The sequence below is a fragment of the Achromobacter sp. Marseille-Q4962 genome (assembly GCF_943737005.1).
Lineage (GTDB): Bacteria > Pseudomonadota > Gammaproteobacteria > Burkholderiales > Burkholderiaceae_B > Achromobacter.
Genome location: NZ_CALSFU010000001.1, coordinates 153906 through 177111, shown reverse-complemented (window position 1 = coordinate 177111; position 23206 = coordinate 153906). Strand labels below are relative to the sequence as shown.

The window sequence follows — 23206 nt, the reverse complement described above, 5'->3', positions numbered from 1 at the left end:
GTGGAAGGCTCCGGAAGCGGCGGCCAGCGCCCGACGATGCCGTCTAGCATGCCAGAAACGAGGTCGGGCGCGAAGAAGACGAAGGCAGCGAGCGCGCTCGGGGCGTGGGCTTCAGCGCGCACGCGGCCGTTCCGGCTGAGGGGCCCGTTTCCAACCGAGTGGACGGCTTGGGCCATGCCGGATGCCGGCCAGGGCCTGCGGCTTCAGAAGCTGGACCAGTCCTGCGCGGCCGGCGCCTCGCCCGGCTTCGGAGCGCCATGGGCCAGGCGCGGGGACACACGCCGGGAGACGCGCGGCGCGGCCGCGGCGGCGGGGTTGTCGTGCCGGGAATGCCCGATCCGGAACACGCTCATGAGCTGGACCAGTTCGGCGGCCTGCGAGTTCAGGCTTTCCGCCGCCGCGGCCGCCTCTTCCACCAGCGCGGCGTTTTGCTGGGTGACTTCGTCGAGTTGGGAAACGGCCAGGCCGACTTGCGAGATGCCCTGTTCCTGCTCGCCGGTCGCGGTCCCGATCTCGGCAATCAGGGTGGCGACGCGGCGGACCTGTTCCACCACGTCGTTGATGGTGCGGCCGGCATGGTCGACGGTCTGGCTGCCGAGCTGGACTTTGCCGATGCTGTGTTCGACCAGATCCTTGATCTCGCGCGCGGCGTTGGCCGACCGTTGCGCCAGGGTGCGGACTTCGCTGGCCACGACCGCGAAGCCGCGCCCTTGCTCGCCGGCCCTGGCGGCCTCGACGGCGGCGTTCAGCGCGAGAATGTTGGTCTGGAAGGCAATGGAGTCGATGAGGCCGATGATGTCGCCGATCTTCTGGGAGCTGCGGGTGATCTCCTCCATGGTCCTGACCACGGCATCTACCGCCTGTCCGCCGCGTTCGGCGGTTTCGCTTGCCTGCATTGCCAGGCTCGACGTGGCGCGTACGGTTTCCGCGTTCTGCCGGACGGTGGACGTCATCTGTTCCATGGACGCCGCGGTTTCTTCCAGGTTGGCGGCCTGTTCTTCGGTGCGCTGGCTGAGGTCGGTATTGCCCGCCGAGATCTGGTTGGCGCCGGTGGCAATGGCTTCGCTGTTTTGCCGCACCCGCCCGACGATGCCGGCGAGCTTCACGCGCATCGATTCCATGCTGGAGAGCAGGCTCGTTCCGTCGCCCGCGCGCAGCTTCACGGCCGTGGACAGGTCGCCGTCCGAGATCTGCTGCGCGATCCGCACGGCGTAGGCGGGTTCGCCGCCGAGCTTGCGCACAATGGAGCGCGTGATCGCGACGGAAACTGCGATGCCGAGCACGGCCATCGCGGCGGCCAGGACGGAGGCGAGCACCGTGGCCCGCGTTACGCTGTCTTCGGCCCGCAGGGCCACCAGGTCGGCCTGGTCGCGCTGGTAGCGCGCCAGGTCGTCCAGCACCTTGAAATACGCGGCCTGTTTCGGCGGCAGCTCCGACACGAGCACGGCGGTCGCCGCGTCGTCCTGGTTGCGCGAAGCCAGGTCGAGCGCTTTTTCCATGGTGGCGACATATGGGCCCCGGGCCTGCTTCAGGCGCACGACGAACTCCCGTCCTTCGGCGTTGACCAGGCGCTTTTCGAGCGCCTCGATGTCCGCCGTGATCTGGTCGCGCACTTTCAGTTGTTCGGCCATGAGCAAGCCTATCCTGGCCTGGTCTTCCTCGAAAACCGCGTCGCGGGCCAGGCGCGCGCGGACGTTCACGCCGTCCTTGATGTTGCCGGCATAGACCAGGTTGCCGATGCGCACGCGGGTAAGCAGATTGATGTCGGTCTGGATCTGGCCGAGGTAATGGCGCGCGACGAGCAGCCCCAGCACGCCGCAGACGATAACGCTGGCAAACGCCATGCCCAGCAATTGGCCCAGCCGCAGCCTTTTAAGAAAACCCATGCTTCTTTCCTGTCAACGTAAAGCCCTCCTGTTTCGAATCTCCGTTGTCACAGTGAGGATTCTTCGTCGACTTCGCTGCTTCGATCCCGCCCCGCTTGTCTCAATTACGAGGACCGCGGCGCCGAACTTAAACCCGCGCGCTTGACCTATATCAAGGCGCGGCGCAGTCGGCCATGCGCCGCCGTGGCGGCGCATGCCGGGCGGCGCGTTATGCGCTTTGGGCGCCGGCGCTCCAGACGCTTTCGCGCGGGCCGTGTTTGACGCGCCGGGACGTGGCGCGCGCCATCCATGCGAAGCCCAGGGCGCCGGCCAGGGCGGTGAGATCCACGGCCAGCGTGGCGGGGGCGGCATGGGCCCAGGGGCCGGCCGCGGGGTACAGCCAGCCCAGCAGCGACGTGGCGGGAATGGCCAGGGTGAGGGCCGTGGCCAGCCACAGCAGGTGCACCGACGCCGCCGCCGCGCCGCGCGCGAAGGACCAGGCCAGACTGCCGAAGAAGGCCAGGTAGTAGAGCGCCCGGATCCACGCATCGGGATCGCCGACGCGGCCATGCAGCCATTTGGAGGCGGCAATCATGAGCGACACCCCGCATACGCAGCCGAGGCAGACGCCCACGGTGGCCGAGGCCATGAGGCGGGTGTCCAGTCGCTGCGCCGGCACGGCGCCGCCCTGGCGGTCGGCGCGTTTGCGGCGGGTTTCGATCCACAGCAGGTTGCCGCTGTAGAACAGCCACGCGCCGGCCAGCCCGAGCACGAAGTACATCCACTGCACGGCGGCGCCGCCGAACGCGGCCATGTGCAGCGCGAAGAAACTGCTGATCAGCAGGTTGGGCGCGTTCTGTCTGCCCGGCATGTAGTCGCTGTTGAGAACCTTGCCCGTGTAGGGATCCAGCGCGACGAAGCCGCCGCGCGCGCGGGGCGAGACGGCGGCGGCGTCCTTGCCCCATACGCGCACGAGCGCGCGCGGGCCGGTGACTTGCTGGTATTGCAGGCCGTAGGGCTCGAAACCGGGCGAGAGGGCGCGTGCCCGGGCGACCAGTTCCTGCGGCGCCAGCATGGCGGCCGGGTCGCGCGGCGCGGCGGCCGGCGCCGCGCCGCCGGGCCGCTGGAAGGACGCCTCGAGCCGGCCGCCGTGCAGCAGCTTGTCCTGGATGAGATAGATGCCGTCGTGATAGGCGAACACGACCGAGCTCAGGGCCATGACGATGTGAAAGGGCAGGCTGACGATGCCCACGACGTTGTGGGCGTCCAGCCACATGCGCTTGAGGTTCTTGCCGACCCTCAGGGCGAAGAAGTCCTTGACGAGGGAGGGCAGCAGCACGATGACGCCCGACACCAGGGCTACCGCGTACAGCGCGGCGATGACGCCCATGATCCAGCGGTTGGGGTCGTTGTCCACCGGCAGGCCGACCACGCGATGCAGCACGTCGATGAAGGCTCCCAGACCCGACGGATGGGCCGGCTCGACCTGGGCCGCGCCGCCGCCGTCGAGATAGGCCATGTAGTGGCGGACGGACGACTCGTCGTGATCGTCCGCGCCGGGGTCGCGCACCGCCCATTCCATGCGGGCGGGCACGTGTTCGGCATCCCGGAGGTGGATGTTGAAATCGCGGGCGACTTCGGGATGCGCCCGCAGCGTCTTGGCGATGAGGTCTTGCGCCTGGTCCAGCGGCACGAGTTCGATGGCCGGCTGCGGCGAGGCCCAGCGTGTCAGGGGATCCTTGAACACCGTGAGCGCGCCGGCATAGAAGGCGATGAACAGCGCCATGCCGGCGACGATGCCGGTCCAGGTGTGGACCGATTTGTAGATGCGGATGTAGTCGGCTCTCATGATCGGTGTGTCCGGGGAGGGAAGGGCGCGGGCTTCAGGCCAGCCGGGCCAGCCACAGGCCGCCGTGGAAGAGCAGCGTGGCGCCGCCCAGCCAGGCCCACGCGCGCAGGCCGCTGGAGAAGAAGTAGACGCAGCCGGCGATGCCCAGCCAGATGGGGGGCACGACCCACATGACGAGCTGCGCGCGCGTGGTCAGCGGAATGTCCTGGGTGAAGTGCGAGAGCAGGCCGCTCGCGCCCAGGGCCAGCGCCAGGCCGAGCAGCACGCCGGCAAGCGTCTTGGAGGTCCAGTCGCGCCGGATGGGGGCGGGTTTTTCGTTGCGGATCATGTCAGCGGCTCCGGCGGATGCCGACCAGCGCGCCCACGTAGGGCACCAGCCAGAAGAAAAGCATGAGCGCGGTGGCGAAAGCGAAAAGACCGGCGACCGTGTCCATGCGCTGCAGGAAGCTCCAGGCGCCGGCCGCCAGCAGCGCGGCGCCGATGACGCGGGCCGGCAGGCGGGGCCAGGCCGCCTCCCGCCACCGCTGGTTGGGAGAGGCCATGTAGATACAGAAACAGCCCGCCAGCACGGCGGTCAGGCCAATGAGGATGAAGGCTTGCATCGTTGTTCGGTCCAGGCAGTCATGGATGATGTCGGCGGAATGCGGCCGGCGGCGGGGGCCGCCGAGCTGGAAGCGAAAGGCCGCGGGCGCGGACAGGCCCCGCAAGGCCCGTCCGCGCCCGGCCAGCCGGGAAGAATCAGAAGCTCACGCTCGCCGACGCCATGACCGACCGCCCTGGTCCGAGCGTGGCGACGGGCGTGGTGTCGCTGAAGGCGCCCGAGTAGTAATGCTTGTCGAACACGTTGTTGACGTTCAGGCGCAGCACCACGTCGCGGCCGGCCAGTTTGGTGGCGTAGCGCGCGCCCAGGTCGAGCTGGCCCCAGCCGGGGATTTCCAGATTGTTCGCGGCATCCAGGTATTGCGTGGTGGAGGCTTGCAGGCGCGTGCTGAGCGTCAGGCCCGGCACCCAGGGCGTATCCCATTCCATGCCGATGTTGCCTTGCCAGCGCGGCGCGCCCACGGCGGTGTTGCCGTCGTATTGGCCGAAGGCGGTCTTGGTCTGCACGCCCTGGGTGTACGTCACGCCGCCCAGCACGCGCACGCCGCGCGTCAGTTCGCCGAAGGTGTTCCACTCGATGCCGCGCACACGCTTCTCGCCGCCGTCGGAGTAGGTGGGATTGTTCGTGGTTCCAAACGCCACCATCGTGGGCTTGGTGATCTCGAACAGCGCCAGCGTGTTGGTGAAGGCGCCGGCGTCCCACTTCACGCCCACTTCTTTCTGCTCGGTCTTGTAGGGCGCGAAGGTCTGGCCGTAGTTGGTGGCCAGCGTGTCGGTGACCGATTCTCCCTTGCTCAGGCCCTGCACGTAGTTGGCGTACAGCGAGACGGCCGGCCCCCAGGGCTTGGCGACCAGGCCGAAGGCGGGCGTGACCGCGCTCTTGTCGTAGCGCGCGGTGACATCGCCCGTGGTGGCGTTGTACGAGGTGGTTTTCACGCGTTGGTTGCGCACGCCGGCCGTGAAGCGCACCTTGTCGTCCAGGAAGGAGATGGTGTCCACCAGCGCGACGCTGGACAGCGTGTTTTTCGCCGTCCTGGAAGTGGAGTCCGGCACGGCCGGCATGGGGGGCGTGATCGGATCGTAGATGTTGGAGGTGAAGGTCGTGCGGGGGCTGGTGGGGGCCGAGCCATCCTCGATCTTCATCAAGGTGCCTTGCAGCACCACTTCGTGCGCGACGCTGCCGGTATTGAAGCGTCCGCGCAGGCCCGCTTCGGACGAGGTCGTGTCGGTGTAGCTGCGCTGGCCGGTAATGATGCCGCTGAAATTGCCGTTGGAGTCGACGTTGCGCGCATGGGTGCCGTTGATGAAACCCATCGCGTCGTAATCGCGCTTGCCCAGGCCGGCGAAGGCGGAGAGGTTGTCGTTGAAGCGGTATTCGAGCCGGCCGATCACGGCATTGCTCTGCAGGCTGCCGTAGGTGCCCTTGAACAGGTTGATGCTGGGGTCGGGCGCGGCGGGAATGTGCGTGGCGTTCGCGCTGAACAGGTACATCGCGGGCGTGCCGCCCCGGAACGATTCCTGGCTGTGGTAAGCGTCGAGCGAGGCGCTCAGGGCGCTGCCGCGATAGTCCAGCCCGGCCGAAATGAACTCGCGCTTTTTCTTCTGCCCGTCCACCGCGGTCGCGCCGTCGCTGAACGCGCCGTTGACGCGCACGCCCCATTCGTTGTTGTTGCCGAAGCGGCGGCCTACGTCGAGGTCGGTGCCCAGCTGCCCGTCGGACTGGTAGTTCACCGAGGCTGTGGCGTTGGGCGTGTCTTCGGCGCGCTTGGGCACCAGGTTCACCGTGCCGCCCACCGCGCCGCTGGGCGCCATGCCGCTGAACATGGCGCTGGGGCCCTTGAGCACTTCCACGCGCTCGACGAATTCCAGCGGCACGTGGCCGCCCGGCGCCAGCCCGAACATGCCGTTGATGGCGATGTCGTTCTGGTTGACGTCGAATCCGCGGATGCGGAAGTTCTCGTAAGCGTGGCCAGTCGAAGTGGTGAAGCGGACGGACGGGTCGTTGGCCAGCACGTCGGCCAGGGTGCGGGCCTGCTGGTTCTCGATCAGCTCCGAGGTGTAGCTGGTGATGTTGAAAGGGGTGTCCATGACGTTCTGGTTGCCCAGAATGCCCAGGCGGGCGCCTTCGGCCACCTGGCCGCCCGCGTAGGGCGCGGGCGCGCTGTCCGCGGACATGGAGGTCGCGGTGACCGTCACGGTAGGCAGGGTGGTGGCGCCCGACGCGCTGTCGGCCGGCGCGCCTTGCGCCCAGGCGGAAGGGAAGGGCAGCAGGGCTGTAAGTGCGATGCCCGGGGCGGCGCGCCTGATGGCCTGCGACAGCGGCGACAGGCGGCAGCGGCGCTGCGCGCGGCCGAAGAATGCCGTCCCTGGGGTGAGTTCTTTGGACAAAATATTTCCTCTTTCAATATTGATAATGATTTTTGTTGCGATTATAGGCGCAGCGGCCGCAGGAGAAAGCAGACTCTGTTGGAAAGACGCAACGGCGCGGGCCTGCCGCTGCCTGGCCGTTTCCGCTGCGCGGGCCCGGCGCGGGAGCGGGGCCGCGCATCCTGACCGCAGCCTGTCGGCACGCGGCCCGGCGCCCCGCGCGCCGATGCTTGCGCGCCGGTGCGGCATCGGCAATGATCGGCGTCTATGGCGGACCCGGGTCCGCGCGCCGCCGCTTCCGCGGCGGCGGACATGGCCACCGCTGGAGCTGTTTTCGATGTCTTTGCCCCTGGTTTCCCTGGGCCGCCCCGACGTGGGCGGCATCCGTATCGACACGGCCGGCGCGTCCGCCGCCGCCGAAGCCTGGGAGCAGGCCGGCCGGTTCCTGTCCAGCCTGTCGCTGGACGAAGCCGCGGCGTGCGACAGGCTGTCCGGCGACGCGCCGGGCGTGCGGATCGCGCTGCGTCCGGCCTTCGCGGCCGCGCATCTGCCCCAGGCCGACACGACCGGCGCGGCCGCCTCGCTGGGCCTGCGCACGGACGCGGACGAGGCGGACCTGGACCGCGAGATCGTGCTCGCCATGCTGGCCTGTCCGGTGGCGTTCACCTTTCCCGACGTGGCGGAACTGGAGTCGGCGGTGCGCATCCGCCGCTACATCGTGCAGGCCGCGCGCAAGACCGCGCTGGCCTTCGATACGGAGCACGCGGAGCGGCCGCCCGAATACTGGACCTACGACGAAGCGCGCGGCTTCACCATCCTGCCGGGCCGCTCGCTGGTCGAGGGCTTGCGCCGCGCCACGCAGCCGGAGGCTTCCGGCCAGCTCTATGCGTTCTCGTGCTACCGGGCCACGGAATACGTTACGGTGCTGGGCATCGCGCAGGAGCTCCAGCAGGTCAATCCGGAGCTCGCGGCGCGCCTGCAGCGCCAGTGGGAAACGCGCGCGGTGATGTCGGGCCGCTTCCACGACGCCTTCCTGCGCGAATACGGCTCGCTGGCCAGTCCGCTGCCGCCGCGTTTCTACGTGCCGGGAGACAGGCTGTGGTTCCGCAATCCCGACGAGCATTCCTCGAACGTCGAGGGTTATGAAGGTTCGTGGGTGTTCTACCTGGGCGCGGGGCGCTTCAATAATTTCTGGGAGCGCGACCGGCCCTACACTCTGACCTCGAAGTGCGTGGAGATCTACCATTGGCGACATGGCGCGCGCACGGACGCCGCGGGCAGGCTCTTCATCGATGAAGACATCGTGAAAGCGCGGGTGGGGCGGACGCTGGACGACCCCGGAGCCACGGCGCGGGTGCTGGAGCGCATGCTGCGCATCCGCGACCCGCAGGGCGTGTATGCGGAGGGAGGCTGCATCGACGCCACGCGCGAATGCGCGCGCTGGGTGCGGCCGGGACATGCGGACATCGTGCTGCCGGAATTTCCGCAGCCGGACCCGGCCTGGGGGCGGACCGCCCGATGAGGGCGGCGGGCGGCACAACCCGTCAAGAAATACGTGGGCTAATTACGTCCCCTGTTTTCAATGTGATACGAAAGTATTGAGGTTACGTCCATGACAGATGTGTCATGTATCAACGGCTGCGGAAACCTCGATCAAATCCGACTTTTTGTGTCTGCCGTTCGAGCGCGGATTACATTTCTTCTCATCCAACTACAAATTTCCAACAAAACGGCGGCGTTCGTTAGAAGAGCAAAGTTTTGTTAGTTGTCGCCATTTCCGCGGGGTGTCGTACCTAGAATCCGACCTTTCCAAGGTATGGGCCCGTTCCGGGCGCCGGCTCCGATACGCGAGCCCGGGCTCGGAACCCACCCGGCGGATCAGGCACGATGGCATTTGCAGAAGCGACTTCCACATTGTTGAACCCGGACCTGCCCTGCGGCGAGGATCTGGAGTACGACCCTGTGTTCCTGGCGCTGCAGCAGGCGGCGCTGGGCAAGAGCGAGCAGCAGTTCGGCGACACCATCATTCCGGCCGAGCCGGCCGACTGGCGCGAAGTGGAGCGGCTGGCCCAGCAGCTGCTGGAGCGCACGCGCGACGTGCGCATCCTGGCCTACCTCACGCAGGCGTGGACCGAACTGCGCGGACTGCCCGGCTATGCCGCCGGCCTGGGTCTGATCGCCGACACCCTGGAGCGCGACTGGGAACCCGTGCACCCGCGCCTGGAGATCGACGGCGAGTTCGATCCGCTGCCGCGCATGAATGCCCTGGCGTCGCTGTGCGACACGCTGGGCGCGGCGCGCAGCGTGCGTTCGTCGCGCCTGTTCAGCGGCGTCCATGGGCAGCTCACGCTGCGCGACGCCGAAACGGTGATCGAGGGCGGCCGGGCGGCCGAACAGATCTATCCCGGAGGCCGCGAGCGCCTCACGGAGAACCTGCGCCAGGCCTGGCTGCAGCAGGCCGCCGAAGCGCTGGCCATCGACGAGGCGCGCCAGACGCTGCGGCGCATCCAGTCGCTGGTGTCCGGCCGCATCGGCGATGAGTGGTGCCCCGATTTTTCGGGGCTGCTGCGCAGCCTGGACATGGTCGCGCAGGCCTGGGCAGGCGTGGAAACCGCAAGCGCCCAGCCCGAGCCGGAGCCCGAACCCGCGCCGCAGGATGCGGCCGCCGCCGCGTCCCCCGTCGCCGCGCCCGCCGTTTCCTTGCGCTGGCAGGATGCGCGCATCCTGTCGCGCGAGGACGCCGTGCTCATGTTGAGCAAGGTGAGCGCGTACTTCGAGACGCATGAGCCCAGCCATCCCGCGCCTTACCTGATCCGCCGCACCCAGCAACTGATTTCGCTGAGCTTTCACGACATTCTCAGGAATCTCGCGCCGCAAGGGTTGGAACAGTTCGAAGCCTGGCTTCCGAGGAACGAGGCGGGCGGCCCGGACGGCGGCGCGTAACCGCGCGCCCCGGCCTTTCTCAATGAACGAAATGGAGAAGTCATCATGGCTACAACGTTGAAGGGCAGCGGGCAGAAATTCATTGCCCGCAACCGCGCGCCCCGCGTACAGATCGAATACGACGTGGAAATCTACGGCGCCGAACGCAAGATCCAGCTTCCGTTCGTGATGGGCGTGCTGGCCGACCTGGCGGGCAAGTCCGAGACGCCGCAGCCGGAAATCGCCGAGCGCAAGTTCCTCGACATCGACATCGACAATTTCGACGAGCGGCTGAAGTCCATCCGGCCGCGCGCCGCGTTCCAGGTGCCCAACACCCTGACGGGCGAAGGCAGCCTCAACGTGGACATCAGTTTCGAGAGCATCGACGATTTCTCGCCCGCCACCGTGGCGCGCAAGGTCGGCGCCCTCAATGAGCTGCTGGAAGCGCGCACCCAACTGGCCAACCTGCTGACTTACATGGACGGCAAGACCGGCGCGGAAGAGCTGATCGGCAAAGTGCTGAAGAACCCGGCGCTGCTGAACGCGCTTGCATCGACGCCCAATCCCGAGGCGGCGCCCGCCCCGGCATCCGAAGAACCGAAGGCTTGAGGGAGCACGCCATGACCGCTGTGGCCAAAAGCGAGCAAGCGCGCGCCGCGCAGGCGCTGGAAGCGGACGATCTGTCGTCCCTGCTGCGCAAAGAGTTCAAACCCAAGACCGAGCAGGCCCGCGAGGCCGTGGAGCACGCCGTGCGCACGCTGGCGCACCAGGCCCTGGCCAACACCCAGGTGGGCCTGGGCTCGGATGCCTACCGCACCATCCAGGCCATCATCGCCGAGATCGACCGCAAGCTGTCGGAACAGATCAACCTCGTCATGCACCACCCCGACTTCCAGCAACTGGAAGGCGCGTGGCGCGGCCTGCACTACCTGGTGACCAACACCGAGACAGACGAGCTGCTGAAGATCCGCTTCATGTGCATCTCGAAGAAGGAGCTGAGCCGCACGCTCAAGCGCCACAAGGGCGTCGGCTGGGACCAGAGCCCGATATTCAAGCGCGTGTACGAGGAAGAGTACGGGCAGTTCGGCGGCGAGCCCATCGGCTGCCTGGTGGGCGACTACTACTTCGACCACAGCCCGCCCGACGTGGAGCTGCTGGGCGAACTGTCGCGCATTTCGGCCGCGGCGCACTGCCCTTTCATCGCCGGCGCCTCGCCCAGCGTGATGCAGATGGATTCCTGGCAGGAGCTGGCCAATCCGCGCGATCTGACCAAGATTTTCACCAACACCGAGTATGCCGCCTGGCGCAGCCTGCGCGAGTCCGAGGACTCGCGCTACATCGGCCTGGCCATGCCGCGCTTCCTGGCGCGCCTGCCCTATGGGGCGCGCACCAATCCGGTGGACGAGTTCGACTTCGAGGAAGACACCGACGGCGCCAACCACGACCGCTACACCTGGGCCAATTCGGCCTATGCGATGGCGGCCAACATCAACCGTTCTTTCAAGCTGTATGGCTGGTGCACTTCGATCCGGGGCGTGGAGTCCGGCGGCGCGGTGGAAAACCTGCCTTGCCACACTTTCCCGACCGACGACGGCGGCGTGGACATGAAGTGCCCGACCGAAATCGCCATCAGCGACCGCCGCGAGGCGGAGCTGGCCAAGAACGGTTTCATGCCGCTGGTGCATCGCAAGAATTCGGATTTTGCCGCCTTCATCGGCGCGCAATCGCTGCAGAAGCCGCACGAATACTACGACGTGGACGCATCGGCCAACGCCAAGCTGGCGGCGCGCCTGCCGTACCTGTTCGCCTGCTGCCGTTTTGCGCACTACCTGAAGTGCATTGTGCGGGACAAGATCGGGTCGTTCCGTGAGCGCGACGACATGGAGCGCTGGCTGAACGACTGGATCATGAACTACGTCGATGGCGATCCGGTGAATTCTTCGCAAGAGACCAAGGCGCGCAAGCCGCTGGCGGCCGCCGAGGTGCAGGTGCAGGAGATCGAAGACAACCCGGGGTACTACTCGGCGAAGTTCTTCTTGCGGCCGCACTATCAGCTCGAAGGGCTGACGGTGTCGCTGCGCCTGGTGTCCAAGCTGCCTTCGCTGAAGCAGAACGAAGGCTGAGGACGCGTCTACTCATCTTTGTGCTCGCGAGCACGCATAGGAGAAAGCAGTGGCTGTTGATATGTTCATGAAGATCGATGGCGCCAATGGCGAATCGAAGGACGCGAACCACAAGGACTGGACCGATATCGTGTCCTTCTCGTGGGGAGCGACCCAGCCCGGCAACATGGCCTCGGGCGGCGGCGGCGGGGCCGGCAAGGCCAGCTTCAACGACCTGCATGTCGTGGCGCGCATCGACAAGGCCGCCCCGGCCGTCATGAAGCATTGCGCGTCCGGCAAGCACCTGAGCAAGGTCGAGCTGTCGGTGTGCAAGGCGGGCGGCCAGCAGGTCGAGTACTCCAAGATCACCCTGGAAGACGTGCTGGTGACCTCGGTGCAGATCAGCGGCGAGAACCTGTCCGAAGCGGTGATGGTGAACTACGCCTTCCAGGCCGCCAAGGTCAAGCAGCAATACTGGGAGCAGACCGAGAAGGGCGGCAAGGGCGCCGAAAGCCTGGTCGCCTGGGACATCAAGCAGAACAAGGAGGGCTGATGCCCGGGGCGCGCCGCGGCGCGCCCGTCGGCCGGGAGGCGGCGCATGGCCGCGGCCTCCCGCTCCTGATTTTTCCCGCTACGGCTGTTTTTTCTTTCCGGGACCGGCTCTTCCATGACGCAAACCCTTACGCTGAGCGACGGCGGCATCGCGCAGAAATTGACCCTGGTGCAGGAGCGCATCCGCGCCCAGCCTGCCGACGCGGACCTGCGCGCCCAGCTTTTCCAGCTCGCGGCGGTGCAGGGCGACTGGAAGCGCGCGGCGGACCAGTTGCGCATCAGCGCCGAGCTCAACCGCCAGGCGCAGCCGGTGGCGGCGCTCTACCAGGGGGCGCTGGCGGCCGAGGCGCAGCGGGAGGCGGTATTCGCGGGCCGGGCCGAGCCCGCCCTGCTGGGTCTGGCCGAACCATGGGTGGAAACGCTGGCGCAGGCGCTGCGCGCGCCCGCGCAGGCCGCCGCCGACATGCGCCTGCAGGCGGCCGAGGCGGCGCAGGCGCGCGCGGGCAGCCTGGCGTGCGCGCCGGCGGACGCCCGCGCACCGTTCGCCTGGCTGTGCGACGGCGACAGCCGGCTGGGGCCGGTGTGCGAACTGATTGCCGGCGGCCGCTATTGCTGGACGCCGTTTGCCGCGTTGCGCAGCCTGCGCATCCTGCCGCCCGAAGGGCTGGCCGACCTGATCTGGGCGCAGGCGGAGGCGGTTTTCGAAGACGGGCGCCAACTGGCCTGCCTGATTCCCGCGCGCTATCCGGCGCCCGACGGCGCCGCGCAGTCGGAACTGGACGAGGCCCTGAGGCTGGGGCGGCGCACGGAATGGCTGCCCCTGGGCGGCAAAACCTACCGCGGCGCGGGCCAGAAGATGTGGCTCACCGACGCGGGCGAATACGCATTGCTGGACGTGCGCGCGCTGGAGCTGGACTGACATGGCGGTGCAGGATGCCGAATCGATGCGCGTCTGGCGGGCCGCGGCCCGCCGGCAGGCGCGCGGAGCGGCCCTGGACCGGCTGCAGCCGGCGCTGCTCGACCGGCTCATGGACGACAACCCGGGCGAGCGCACCGAGCCGCCGGGCCGCGCCGTCATGTCGCACATGGAGCTGCGCGCGGCGGTGCTGCGCGACCTGCGCTGGCTGCTCAATACCGTCAACCTGGAAACCACGGACGACATCTCGCCGTACCGCTGGGTGCACGGCTCGACGCTGAATTACGGCGTGCGGGCCATGGCGGGCAAGCGCATGTCGGAAATCGACTGGGTCGACGTGGAGGATTCCATCCGCGACGCCATCATCCGCTTCGAGCCGCGCATCCTGCCCGACACCATCGAGGTGCGCTGCGTCACCGACACCGGCACGCTGGAGCACTACAACGTGCTCAGCCTGTCGATACGCGGCCTGCTCTGGTGCGAGCCGCATCCGCTGGAATTCCTGTTCCGGTCGGACATCGACCTCGAGAGCGGGCACATCGACCTGCGCGACCTGGGAGGCGCCTGATGGATACGCGCCTGCTCGAGTACTACAACCGCGAGCTGGGCTACATGCGCGAGATGGGCGCGGAGTTCGCGCGCCAGTATCCCAAGGTGGCTTCGCGCCTCGGGCTGGGCGAAACCGAGGTGGCCGACCCCTACGTGGAGCGGCTGCTGGAGGGCTTCAGCTTTCTGAGCGCGCGCGTGCAGCTCAAGATGGACGCGGAGTTTCCGCGCTTTTCGCAGCGCCTGCTGGAAGTGATCTATCCGCATTACCTGGCGCCCACGCCGGCCATGGCCGTGGTGGCGCTGGAGCCCAGCATGAACGAGGGCACCCTGGCCAAGGGTTTCCGGCTGCCGCGTGGCACCCTGCTGCGCGCGCGCCTGACGCGCGGCGAGCAGACGCCCTGCGACTTTTCCACCGGCCACGACGTGACGCTGTGGCCGCTGAAGGTGGCGCGCGCCGAGTTCACCGCCACGCCGCCCGACCTGCCGCTTACGCGGCTGGGCTTCGGCGGCCGCGCCGGCAAGGTCGCCGCCGCGTTGCGCCTGCGGCTGGAAGTGTGCGGCGGCCTGTCGCTGGAGGAACTGGACGTGGACCAGCTCACGTTCTTCCTCAACGGGCAGGACGTGGCCATGAACCAGCTGCTGGAACTGATCCTGACCAAGTCGGTGGGCGTGCTGTGCCACGAGGCGCAGCGCCCGCCCGCCTGGCTGAACCTGCTGCCGCCGGATGTCATCCGCCACGAAGGCTTCGACGACGCGCAGGCGCTGCTGCCGGCGCAGGCGCGCGCCTTCCAGGGCTACCGGCTGATGCAGGAGTATTTCGCCTTCCCGCAGCGCTTCCTGTTCTTCAGCCTGAACCGGCTCCGGCAGGGGCTGCGCACCGCCGGCCGCGACGGCAAGGCGCCGGAGACGCGCGCCTTCGACATCACCATCCTGCTTTCCGAGGGCGCGCCGGACCTGGAAAGCACGGTGCAGACCTCGAACGTGGCGCTGCACTGCGTGCCGGCGATCAACCTGTTTCCCAAACGCAGCGACCGCGTGGCGGTGACGCCGCGCACTCACGAATACCACCTGGTGGTGGACCGCACCCGTCCGCTGGATTACGAGGTCTTCGGCGTCACCCGCGTGATGGGCCATCGCGCCGGCGGCGAGGAGCGCGAGTTCCGCGCCTTCTACGGCACCCTGGGCGACGACGAGGACGAGTACGGCGCATACTACGCCACCCGGCGCGAGCCCAGGCTGCTGTCGGACACCGCGCAGCGGCAGGGGTCGCGCACGGGTTATGTGGGCAGCGAGCTGTTCCTCTCGCTGGTGGACCGGCGCGAGGCGCCGTTTTCGGGCGACCTGCGCTATCTGTCGCTGGATACGCTGTGCACCAACCGCGACCTGCCGCTGCTGATGCCGCTGGACCGCGAATCGGATTTCAGCCTGCGCGTGTCGGCGCCCGTCTCGCGCATCAAGGTGCTGCGCGGCCCTTCGCCGCCGCGTCCGGCGCTGGCCGAAGGGGCGGCCGCGTGGCGGCTCATCAATCACCTGGGCCTGAACTATCTCAGCCTGACCGACCTGGACGCCGAGCAGGGCGCGCAGACCTTGCGCGAGACGCTCAAGATCTACGCCGACCTGTCCGATCCGGTCGTCGCCAGGCAGATCGCCGGCCTGTACCGCGTGCGCGCGGTGCCGATGCACCAGCGCCTGCCGGTGCCGGGCCCCATTGTGTACGGGCGCGGCGTGCGCATCGAGCTGACGCTGGACGAGACGGCGTTCTCGGGCATCAGCCCCTTTCTTTTCGGCGCGGTGCTGGAGCGGTATTTCGCGCGGCACGTATCGATCAACATGATGACCGAGCTGGCGCTCGATTCGCTGCAGCGCGGCGCGATCGCCCGCTGGAAACCGAGGCACGGAGGCCGGCCCGTATGCTGAAGCCAGCTCCGCGCCCGCAACCAGGAGATCTGCCCATGCAAGCCGCCCGACTCGCCCAGCCCCGGTACGAACCCGTGCACCTGCTCGGGGAGGTGCGCGCGGTGGACGGGCAGGACTGCGTGGTCTGGTGCGACGGCCGCGAATGGCGCTGCCGCCGCGCGGCAAGCTGCCTGCTGGCGCCCTCGGTGGGGGACCAGGTGCTCATCAGCGGCCCCGATCCGCAGCGGGTCTATCTGATCGCGGTGACCGAGCAGGCCGACGCCGCGCTGAGCCGCCTGCGCGCGCCGGGCGCCCTGCTTATCGAAGCGGCGGACGTGTCGCTGCGCGCGGACCGGGGCCTGCGCATGGAAGCCGGGCGGCTCGAACTCAAGGGCGGCGAGGCCGACTGCGCCATCGACGAAATGCGCTACCGGGGCAAGGACGCGCGCCTGACGGTGGGACAGGTGCGGCTGGCGGGCAGGCTGTACGAGCTGGTGGTCGACAAGCTGGTCCAGCTCACGCGCAACGCCCTGCGCCTGACCGACGAAATGGACCAGACCCGCGCGGGCATCGTGGACGTGGAGGCGCGGCAGTCGGCGCGCGTGCACGGCAAATACAGCGTGGTCACGGGCGAAGAGCTGGTCAAGGTGGATGCTCGCCAGATCCACATGGGATGACGCGGCGCGGCGGGAGCGCGGCAAGCAATCAGGGAAACGGGATATGGAACGCGTAGTCAAGGCTTATACCCCTCTGCCCGAGGAACAGTTGAAGTTCCGCGGGATGTACGGGCACGAGACGCTGTCGCAGCTTTTCGAGTTCGACGTGGAGCTGGTGTCGGATTCGCATTCACTGGACATGAAGCAGTTGCTGGGGAAATCCGTCACGCTGGAGATCGAGACGTCCGGCGCGAAGCCGCGCTACCTGAACGGGCAGGTCACGCGCTGCGTGCTGGTGGGGCGCGAGGGCGCGACCGCCCGCCACTATATCTACCGCGCGACCCTGCGTCCGTGGCTCTGGTACCTGACGCAAACGTCGGACAACAAGATCTTCCAGAACAAGTCGGCCCCGGACGTGATCCAGGAGGTGCTGTCCGACTACAAGTTTCCGGTCGAGGTCAAGCTGGCCGACAACTACCGCAACTGGGAATACTGCGTGCAGTACCAGGAAACCGACTTCGCCTTCATCAGCCGCCTGATGGAGCACGAAGGCATCTACTACTGGTTCAAGCACGAGAACGGCAAGCACACGCTGGTGCTCACCGATGACGTCACGCAGCACGATCCGCTGCCCGGCTACGAGACCATTCCCTACTACGGGCCGGACCGCGCGGCGGTGCCTCAGGAGGAGTACATCTCCAGTTGGGAGGTGTCGGAGGAGATCACGCCGGGCGCTTTCGTCACCAACGACTATCATTTCAAGACCCCGGGCGCCATGCTGGAAGCCCGGCGCAACAATCCGGGCGCCTACGACAACGGCGACCTGGAAGTCTACGAATGGCAGGGGGGCTACACCAGCGCGGCGGATGCCGAGCGCTATACGCGCGTGCGCCTGGAAGACCTGCAATGCCGCCAGGAGCAGGTCAGCGGCGCTTGCAATGTGCGCGGCGCCGCGCCCGGCTATCTGTTCACCTTGCGCAACCACCCGCGCCAGAGCGAAAACCGCGAATACCTGGTGGTGGGCGCGCGCTACCGCATCCGCGAGGGCGGCTACGCGAGCGGCGCGGGCGGCGCCAGCCTGTTCGACGTGGACTTCACGGTGCTGCCGTCCAACGTGCAGTTCCGCGCGCCGCGCGTCACGCCCATGCCCCACACGCACGGCCCGCAGACCGCCAGGGTGGTGGGCAAGCAGGGCGAGGAAATCTGGACCGACAGCTACGGCCGCGTGAAGGTGCAGTTCCACTGGGACCGCTATGGGCAGAAGAACGAAAACAGCTCCTGCTGGGTGCGCGTTTCCAGCCCGTGGGCGGGCGGGGGCTTCGGCGGCATCCAGCTTCCGCGCGTGGGCGACGAAGTCATCGTGGACTTCATCGGCGGGCATCCCGACCGGCCCATCATCATCGGCCGCGTCTACAACGCGGGCAACATGCCGCCCTGGAACCTGCCGGACAACGCCACGCAGAGCGGTTTCCTGAGCCGCTCCAAGGACGGCACGCCGCGCACGGCCAATGCCTTCATGTTCGAGGACAAGCCCGGCCAGGAAGAGATCTGGCTGCACGCGGAACGCAACTACCGCACCGAGGTCGAGCTGCACGAAACGCACACCACGGACGGCAACCGCACGACCGCCATTGGCGTGCACGACGCCACCACCGTGGGCGGCAACCGCAGCATCCACGTCACCGGCGCCGACCTGCTGACGGTGGGCCAGACCCGCGACGTGACGGTCACGGGGCATGAAAACTACACCGTCAAGGCCTCGCGCAAGACCGAGGTGCAGAACGGCATGAACACCGAGATCTACGGCCAGGGCCTGACCACCACGGTCAAGGCCGTGGGCGAGACTCGCGACATCACGGGACCGTTCAAGGAAACGCTGCACAATACCGAGACCCGCACGGTGACGGGCCTTTTCAACGAAACCTTGAACGGCGGCGAGCTGCGCACGGTGAACAAGGCTTCGAACGTCACCATCAAGGACGGCAGCATCCTGACTGTGGCGACCGGGGACTCGGTGCGCAAGGTGTCGGCCGGATCGCTGGAGGAAACGGTGAACGGCCACGTCAAGCTGACTTCCGAAACCTCGGGCATGGACATCCACGCGCCGCAGACCATCAACATCACCAGCGACGTCGACGTGGTCCTGCAGGGCAAGAAGGTCAAGGACCTGTCCACGTCGAGCTGGCTCAAGGCCACGCCCTTCGGGCTGACCCTGACGGTGGCGCAGAGCACCATGGGCGTCTTCAATGCCGCGCTGTGGCGCTCCAACCTGGCCATGGCGCTTTCCACCGCTTCCGTTTCGGTGATCAGCAGCAACGTGTCCGGCGTTTCGTACAAGGTGGCGGCGGCGGATTATAAGAACAAGGGGCTGGAAACCGAAGCCATCGGCTTGAAGTCGGCCCTCTGCGGCCTTTTTACGCTGATCTGAGCGCGGCAGCGCATGGACGGCCACCAACCTCCAACACAGAAGAAAGGAATATTCAAGCATATGGATTTGCCAACTTGGGCGTGGTGGGCGATCGGGCTGGGTCTGTTCGTGGTGATCGAGGCCTGCGTGGCCCTCTGGTTCATCCGCAAGCAGGTCCAGCGCCGCCAGGAGGCGGCCGCGCAGGTCGAGCAGGTGCGGCGCACCGGCGATCCGGCCTCGGCCCTGGTGCTGGAGGCCACGGATACCGGCAAGCGGCTGGGGGCCTACACCTATTTCGTGGTGAAGCTGCGCCTGCGCGTCACGCCCGCGGCGGGCGAGGCGTTCGAGACGGAAATCAACGCCAACATCTCGCCGGTGCGCATTCCGGATTTCGCCGAGGGCAAGGTCATCGCCGTGCGCGTCGATCCGCGTACCCGCGCGGTGGCGGTGGACCAGCGCACGCAGTAGGACATGAAAACCGTGAAGCCGTCCCGCCTCAGCCTGCTCTCCCGCCCCTACCGGTGGCGCGGGGAGGACTGGCTGGGCGTGGCCGTCATGGCGCTGGCCGGCCTGGAGGACGAGCCGCGCCTCTACACCGAGCAGGACCTGTGGCGCACGGCCGCCGAAGAGGGCGACGGCGCGCTGGACCTGGGCATTCCCAAGGCCGAGGCCGAAGTCTTCGTGCACGGGCGCGCCTATACCGCGCCTTCGGGCCAGGACCGCTCGTGCGCCGTGCGCATGCGGGTCGATACGGTGGACAAGTCCCTGCTGGTCTTCGGCGACCGCTATTGGCTGGACGGCCGCATCACCGAGCCGCTGCCCTTCGAGGAGATGCCGCTGGACTGGAGCCGCGCGTTCGGGGGGCCGGGCGATCCGCGCAATCCGGCCGGCCGCGGCGCGGCGGTGGAGACGCTGGGCAGCATGAGCCTGCGGCCCCTGCCCAACATCGAAGCGCCGCTGGAGCGCATGGAATCGCCCGCGCAGCGCCCCGCGCCCGCGGGCTTCGGGCCGCTGCCCGTCGACAGTCCGCAGCGGCTGGCGCTGCTGGGAGGGCGCTATGACCAGCGCTGGCTGGAGCAGTCGTTTCCGGGCCTGCCGGACGACGCCGACTGGCGCTATTTCAACGCCGCGCCGCCCGACCAGCGCTGGGAGGGCCGCGACACGCTGCCCGCCCGGGCCGGGTACGCATTCTGGAACATGCACCCGCGCAGGGCGGTGCTGAGCGGCAGCCTGCCCGACTGGCGCGCGCGCGTGTTCGTGCGCCGCGCCGACCAGGCGGACGGGCTGGAGGAAATCGGCCTGCGCCTGACCACGGCCTGCTTCTTTCCCGGACGCGAGCGCGTGGCCCTGATCTGGCACGGCGCGGTGGCCGTGGCCGAAGACGACGCGGCGGACGTGGCGGTCATCATGCCGGCGCTCGAACAGGCGGCGGACGCGCCCCGCGCGCAGGATCACTATCGCGACACGCTGGCCCGCAGGCTCGATCCGCGGCACGGCGCCCTGCATGCGCTGCGCGACGACGACCTGGCGCCGCGCGCGCTGTATGCCGGCGAGGGTGCGGCCCTGCCCGACGTGGAGGACCGTCCGCTGGCGCGCCGCCTGCGCGAAGGGCGGCGGCGCGACCGCCAGGCCCAGCGCGAAGAGCTGGCCGGGCTCGGCCTGCGGCCCGACGACTACCTGCCGCCCGAAGACGCGCCGGCGCGGCCGCTCACGCTGGACAACCTGCCCGAGCGCCTGATCGAGCAGGAGCGCGAGGCCGAACGCACCCGGGAGCGCCTGCTCGCCGAGCGCGAGAAGATGCTGGCCGATTCCGACGTGCGGGATTTCGCGAAGCAGAGCGCGATGAATCTCGACGCCATGGGGCCGGAAGGCGAGGGCGGCGCGCGCGGCCGCTTCGATCCGCCCGCGCTCGAACGCCAGTTGCGGCAGGCGGACATCCTGCAGGAGCCCGGCGGGGCGCGGGCGCGCTGGGCCGAAGACCTGCGCCCCGAACTGCGCGATGCCTACCGGCACACCGCCCACCTGTTCGACCGCGCGCCGTCCATGACCCCGCTGCGCGCCCGGCGCACCCGGCGCAAGGTGGAGGCGCTGCTGCGCGGCTCGCGCGATCTGTCGGGCCTCAACCTCATCGGCGCCGATCTGGCCGGCATGGATCTGGCCGGCGCGCGCCTGTCTGGCGCCATGATGGAGAGCGCCAATCTGCGCGGCGCCGTGCTGGACGGCTGCGATCTCACCGGCGCGGTGCTGGTGGGGGCCGACCTGCAAGGCGCATCGCTGGCCCGGGCGCAACTGACGCGCGCCAACCTGGCGGCGGTGCGGGCAGGCGAAGCCAGCTTCGAGGCGGCCGACTTCACCGAGGCCAATCTGCAGGAAGCGGACCTGGCGGCCTGCGGGTTCCGGCAGGCGCGCCTGGTGCGCACCGGCCTGCAGAAGACGCGCTTCGCGGATTGCGACCTGCGCCGCGCCGCGCTGGAGGAACTGATGCTGCTGGAAGTCCGGCTGGTGCGCTGCGACCTGGGCGGGTCGGCGTGGCGGCAGTGCCTGCTGATCGATCCGGCGCTGGAGGGCGCGAGCCTGCAGGGCGCGACGCTGGACCGCGTGGGTTTCATCAACGCGCGCGCCGATGCGGGCGTGGATTTCCGGGGCGCCGCGATCACGGCCAGCTCGTTCTCGGGCACGAGTTCGCTTTGCGGCGCCCTGTTTGCCGACGCGGCGCTGTCGCAATGCGGTTTCCGGGGCACGGCCCTGCGCGGGGCCGACCTGCGCGGCGCGAAGCTCAGCGGCTGCGACTTCTCGGGCTGCGATCTGAGCGAGGCGCGCCTGGACGGGGCGATCGCGCCGGACAGCCTGTTCATCCGCGCCGATTTCACGCGCGCCTCGCTGCGCCGCGCGGTGCTGATCGACGCCAACCTGTCCAAGGCCGTGCTCACGGGGGCCGACATGGGCCAGGCCAATCTGTTCCGGGCCGACGTGTCGCAGGCGCGGATAGACGGCGGCGCGTCCACGGCCGGCGCTTATACGCATGGCGCCAAGCTGTGGCCCGCGCGGCGGGAGCCCAAGCCATGACGGCGCAAGAGTTGCTGGCCCAGGTCGCCGCCGGCCGCCGGGTGGCGGGCGCCGATCTGGGAGGCGCGTCCCTCGCGGGGGCCGACCTGTCCGGCGCGCTGCTGGAAGACGTGAACCTGGGCGGGGCCGACCTGCGCGGCTGCGACCTGCGCGACGCCCAGCTGCTGGGTTGCGCCCTGGGCGGCGCCGTGCTGGAAGGCGCCAACCTGGCCGAGGCCAGGATCGTGCGCTGCGACGCCGCGGGCGCGCGCCTGGCGGGCGCGGACCTGGCGCGCAGCATGTGGTCCGGCGTGCGGCTGCCCGGGGCCGACCTGTCGGGCGCGCGCATCGACGGCGCGACCTTCGAATCCTGCGACCTGGGCCGCGCCGTGCTGCGCGGCTGCCTGATCGACCGCGCCACCATGATGCAGACGCAACTGGCCGAGGCCGACTTCGAGGGCGCGGAAATCCGGTATGCGACGTTCTACCGCCTGGATCTGCGCACCGCCCGCCTGGCGGGGCTGCGCAGCGAGCGGGCGATCTTCGTGGAGTGCGACTTGCGCGGGCAGGATCTGGCGGGCCTGCCCCTGGACGGCGCGCAGTTCACGGGCGCGCGCCTGGACGGGGCGCGGCTGGCGGGCGCCGGCCTGGCGCAATGCAGCTTCCAGGGCGCGTCGATGCGGGGCGCGGACCTCACGGGCGCGCGCGCGCCGCAGGCGCTTTTCGTGCAGGCGGACCTGAGCGGGGCGCGGCTCGGCGGCGGCACATACCTGCAGTCGGTCTGGGCCGACGCCGTGCTGGAAGGGGCGAGCCTGGACGAGGCCGATCTCACCATGGCCGTCATGCACAGGGTGCGGGCGCGCCAGGCCACCTTCGGCCGCGCCTGCCTGCGCGACGCCGATTTCACCCAGGCCGACCTGCGCGAAGCCGACCTGCGCGCCGCCGACGTGCTGCGCATGCGGCTGCATCGCGCCGTGACGGGTTCGGCGCAGTGGGGCCGGCGCGCCGGCATCATCGAGAACGACCCGGCGCTGCTCGAGGCCGAGCTGTGGTCGGCGGGACAGACATAGGAGCGAGATGCGATGTTCGCCAACTGCCAACTGATGGGCATGGACCTGGCTTTTCCGGACGTGTGCAAGACGCCGCCGGCGGCCATGATGCCGATTCCGTATCCGAACATGGCGCTGGGGCCGATGGCGGTGCCCAATGCCTGGAACATCCTGTTCATGGCCGCGCCGGCGCACAACATGGCGACGGTGACGCCCATTACGCTGGGCGACATTCCCGGCGCCGGCGGCGGTCTGGTGTCGCAGACCTTCATGAGCCAGTCGCGCCACATCACGGGGGCGTTCACCTGCCTGGTGCGCGGTACGCCGGTCACCCGCATGACGAGCCTGGCGGTGCAGAACCGCTGCAACGCGCTCGGCATGCGCATCGTGCCCAGCCAGTTCAAGCTGCTGGTGCTGGCGCCCTGAGGAGC

Annotated in this window: 19 protein-coding genes; 14 read left to right on the top strand and 5 right to left on the bottom strand. The window is 68.7% G+C overall.

Going from position 1 to position 23206, the window contains the following annotated elements; all coding sequences use genetic code 11:
* Nucleotides 1-203: 203 nt before the first annotated feature.
* The 5 genes from NGJ44_RS00780 to NGJ44_RS00760 all read right to left on the bottom strand — a co-directional run bounded on the left by NGJ44_RS00780 (nt 204) and on the right by NGJ44_RS00760 (nt 6702).
* Nucleotides 204-1886: a methyl-accepting chemotaxis protein gene (locus NGJ44_RS00780; RefSeq protein ID WP_251862824.1), complete on the bottom strand. Its 1683-nt coding sequence runs from the start codon at nt 1884-1886 to the stop codon at nt 204-206.
* A 208-nt stretch (nt 1887-2094) separates the two neighbouring features.
* Nucleotides 2095-3714, bottom strand: a complete 1620-nt coding sequence (locus tag NGJ44_RS00775; RefSeq protein ID WP_251862823.1) for a PepSY-associated TM helix domain-containing protein — start codon at nt 3712-3714, stop codon at nt 2095-2097.
* Nucleotides 3715-3748: 34 nt separating this feature from the next.
* Nucleotides 3749-4042, bottom strand: a complete 294-nt coding sequence (locus tag NGJ44_RS00770) for a hypothetical protein (protein ID WP_251862822.1) — start codon at nt 4040-4042, stop codon at nt 3749-3751.
* A 1-nt stretch (nt 4043) separates the two neighbouring features.
* Nucleotides 4044-4316 carry a hypothetical protein gene (locus tag NGJ44_RS00765; RefSeq protein ID WP_053245546.1) on the bottom strand — a complete coding sequence of 91 codons (273 nt, stop codon included), beginning with the start codon at nt 4314-4316 and terminating at the stop codon, nt 4044-4046.
* 136 nt (nt 4317-4452) lie between these two features.
* Entirely contained in the window at nt 4453-6702 is a 2250-nt protein-coding gene (locus NGJ44_RS00760) for a TonB-dependent receptor (RefSeq protein WP_251862821.1), read from the bottom strand.
* A 316-nt stretch (nt 6703-7018) separates the two neighbouring features.
* Here NGJ44_RS00760 and NGJ44_RS00755 point away from each other — a divergent pair, with 316 nt between their 5' ends.
* From NGJ44_RS00755 to NGJ44_RS00690, 14 genes are all read left to right on the top strand, one after another.
* Nucleotides 7019-8203: a TGL-type protein-glutamine gamma-glutamyltransferase gene (locus NGJ44_RS00755; protein ID WP_251862820.1), complete on the top strand. Its 1185-nt coding sequence runs from the start codon at nt 7019-7021 to the stop codon at nt 8201-8203.
* A 365-nt stretch (nt 8204-8568) separates the two neighbouring features.
* Nucleotides 8569-9624 (top strand): type VI secretion system protein TssA, encoded by a 1056-nt coding sequence (gene tssA / locus NGJ44_RS00750; RefSeq protein ID WP_053245540.1) that lies wholly within the window; start codon nt 8569-8571, stop codon nt 9622-9624.
* 45 nt (nt 9625-9669) lie between these two features.
* Nucleotides 9670-10212, top strand: a complete 543-nt coding sequence (tssB, locus tag NGJ44_RS00745; protein WP_053245539.1) for a type VI secretion system contractile sheath small subunit — start codon at nt 9670-9672, stop codon at nt 10210-10212.
* An 11-nt stretch (nt 10213-10223) separates the two neighbouring features.
* Nucleotides 10224-11726 carry a type VI secretion system contractile sheath large subunit gene (gene tssC / locus NGJ44_RS00740; RefSeq protein ID WP_251862819.1) on the top strand — a complete coding sequence of 501 codons (1503 nt, stop codon included), beginning with the start codon at nt 10224-10226 and terminating at the stop codon, nt 11724-11726.
* 49 nt (nt 11727-11775) lie between these two features.
* Nucleotides 11776-12258 carry an Hcp family type VI secretion system effector gene (locus NGJ44_RS00735; protein ID WP_053245537.1) on the top strand — a complete coding sequence of 161 codons (483 nt, stop codon included), beginning with the start codon at nt 11776-11778 and terminating at the stop codon, nt 12256-12258.
* 114 nt (nt 12259-12372) lie between these two features.
* Nucleotides 12373-13176: a type VI secretion system accessory protein TagJ gene (locus NGJ44_RS00730; protein ID WP_251862818.1), complete on the top strand. Its 804-nt coding sequence runs from the start codon at nt 12373-12375 to the stop codon at nt 13174-13176.
* Between the two features lies 1 nt (nt 13177).
* Complete coding sequence (gene tssE, locus NGJ44_RS00725) at nt 13178-13741, top strand: type VI secretion system baseplate subunit TssE (RefSeq protein WP_082308318.1); 564 nt, start codon at nt 13178-13180, stop codon at nt 13739-13741.
* Nucleotides 13741-15639, top strand: a complete 1899-nt coding sequence (gene tssF / locus NGJ44_RS00720) for a type VI secretion system baseplate subunit TssF (protein WP_251862817.1) — start codon at nt 13741-13743, stop codon at nt 15637-15639. The genes tssE and tssF overlap by 1 nt, the downstream gene beginning before the upstream one ends.
* Before the next feature lie 35 nt (nt 15640-15674).
* Nucleotides 15675-16295 (top strand): DUF3540 domain-containing protein, encoded by a 621-nt coding sequence (locus NGJ44_RS00715; protein WP_251862816.1) that lies wholly within the window; start codon nt 15675-15677, stop codon nt 16293-16295.
* Between the two features lie 43 nt (nt 16296-16338).
* On the top strand, nt 16339-18702 hold the full coding sequence (locus NGJ44_RS00710) for a type VI secretion system Vgr family protein (protein ID WP_053244817.1): 2364 nt from the start codon (nt 16339-16341) through the stop codon (nt 18700-18702).
* A 60-nt stretch (nt 18703-18762) separates the two neighbouring features.
* Nucleotides 18763-19149 (top strand): DUF4381 domain-containing protein, encoded by a 387-nt coding sequence (locus NGJ44_RS00705; protein WP_053244814.1) that lies wholly within the window; start codon nt 18763-18765, stop codon nt 19147-19149.
* A gap of 3 nt (nt 19150-19152) precedes the next feature.
* Complete coding sequence (locus NGJ44_RS00700; RefSeq protein ID WP_251862815.1) at nt 19153-21747, top strand: DUF2169 family type VI secretion system accessory protein; 2595 nt, start codon at nt 19153-19155, stop codon at nt 21745-21747.
* Entirely contained in the window at nt 21744-22796 is a 1053-nt protein-coding gene (locus NGJ44_RS00695; RefSeq protein ID WP_251862814.1) for a pentapeptide repeat-containing protein, read from the top strand. Before NGJ44_RS00700 ends, NGJ44_RS00695 begins: the two co-directional genes overlap by 4 nt.
* 12 nt (nt 22797-22808) lie before the next feature.
* On the top strand, nt 22809-23201 hold the full coding sequence (locus NGJ44_RS00690; protein WP_251862813.1) for a DUF4150 domain-containing protein: 393 nt from the start codon (nt 22809-22811) through the stop codon (nt 23199-23201).
* The last annotated feature ends 5 nt before the right edge of the window (nt 23202-23206 follow it).

Bases quoted from the DNA above. Each gene is read 5' to 3' on its own strand.
- tssE (WP_082308318.1), top strand. From the start codon at position 13,178: ATGGCGGTGCAGGATGCCGAATCGATGCGCGTCTGGCGGGCCGCGGCC.
- NGJ44_RS00765 (WP_053245546.1), bottom strand. From the start codon at position 4,316: ATGCAAGCCTTCATCCTCATTGGCCTGACCGCCGTGCTGGCGGGCTGT.
- NGJ44_RS00715 (WP_251862816.1), top strand. From the start codon at position 15,675: ATGCAAGCCGCCCGACTCGCCCAGCCCCGGTACGAACCCGTGCACCTG.
- NGJ44_RS00710 (WP_053244817.1), top strand. From the start codon at position 16,339: ATGGAACGCGTAGTCAAGGCTTATACCCCTCTGCCCGAGGAACAGTTG.
- tssC (WP_251862819.1), top strand. From the start codon at position 10,224: ATGACCGCTGTGGCCAAAAGCGAGCAAGCGCGCGCCGCGCAGGCGCTG.
- NGJ44_RS00755 (WP_251862820.1), top strand. From the start codon at position 7,019: ATGTCTTTGCCCCTGGTTTCCCTGGGCCGCCCCGACGTGGGCGGCATC.
- NGJ44_RS00730 (WP_251862818.1), top strand. From the start codon at position 12,373: ATGACGCAAACCCTTACGCTGAGCGACGGCGGCATCGCGCAGAAATTG.
- NGJ44_RS00695 (WP_251862814.1), top strand. From the start codon at position 21,744: ATGACGGCGCAAGAGTTGCTGGCCCAGGTCGCCGCCGGCCGCCGGGTG.
- NGJ44_RS00690 (WP_251862813.1), top strand. From the start codon at position 22,809: ATGTTCGCCAACTGCCAACTGATGGGCATGGACCTGGCTTTTCCGGAC.
- NGJ44_RS00705 (WP_053244814.1), top strand. From the start codon at position 18,763: ATGGATTTGCCAACTTGGGCGTGGTGGGCGATCGGGCTGGGTCTGTTC.
- NGJ44_RS00700 (WP_251862815.1), top strand. From the start codon at position 19,153: ATGAAAACCGTGAAGCCGTCCCGCCTCAGCCTGCTCTCCCGCCCCTAC.
- tssA (WP_053245540.1), top strand. From the start codon at position 8,569: ATGGCATTTGCAGAAGCGACTTCCACATTGTTGAACCCGGACCTGCCC.
- NGJ44_RS00780 (WP_251862824.1), bottom strand. From the start codon at position 1,886: ATGGGTTTTCTTAAAAGGCTGCGGCTGGGCCAATTGCTGGGCATGGCG.
- tssF (WP_251862817.1), top strand. From the start codon at position 13,741: ATGGATACGCGCCTGCTCGAGTACTACAACCGCGAGCTGGGCTACATG.
- NGJ44_RS00770 (WP_251862822.1), bottom strand. From the start codon at position 4,042: ATGATCCGCAACGAAAAACCCGCCCCCATCCGGCGCGACTGGACCTCC.
- tssB (WP_053245539.1), top strand. From the start codon at position 9,670: ATGGCTACAACGTTGAAGGGCAGCGGGCAGAAATTCATTGCCCGCAAC.
- NGJ44_RS00775 (WP_251862823.1), bottom strand. From the start codon at position 3,714: ATGAGAGCCGACTACATCCGCATCTACAAATCGGTCCACACCTGGACC.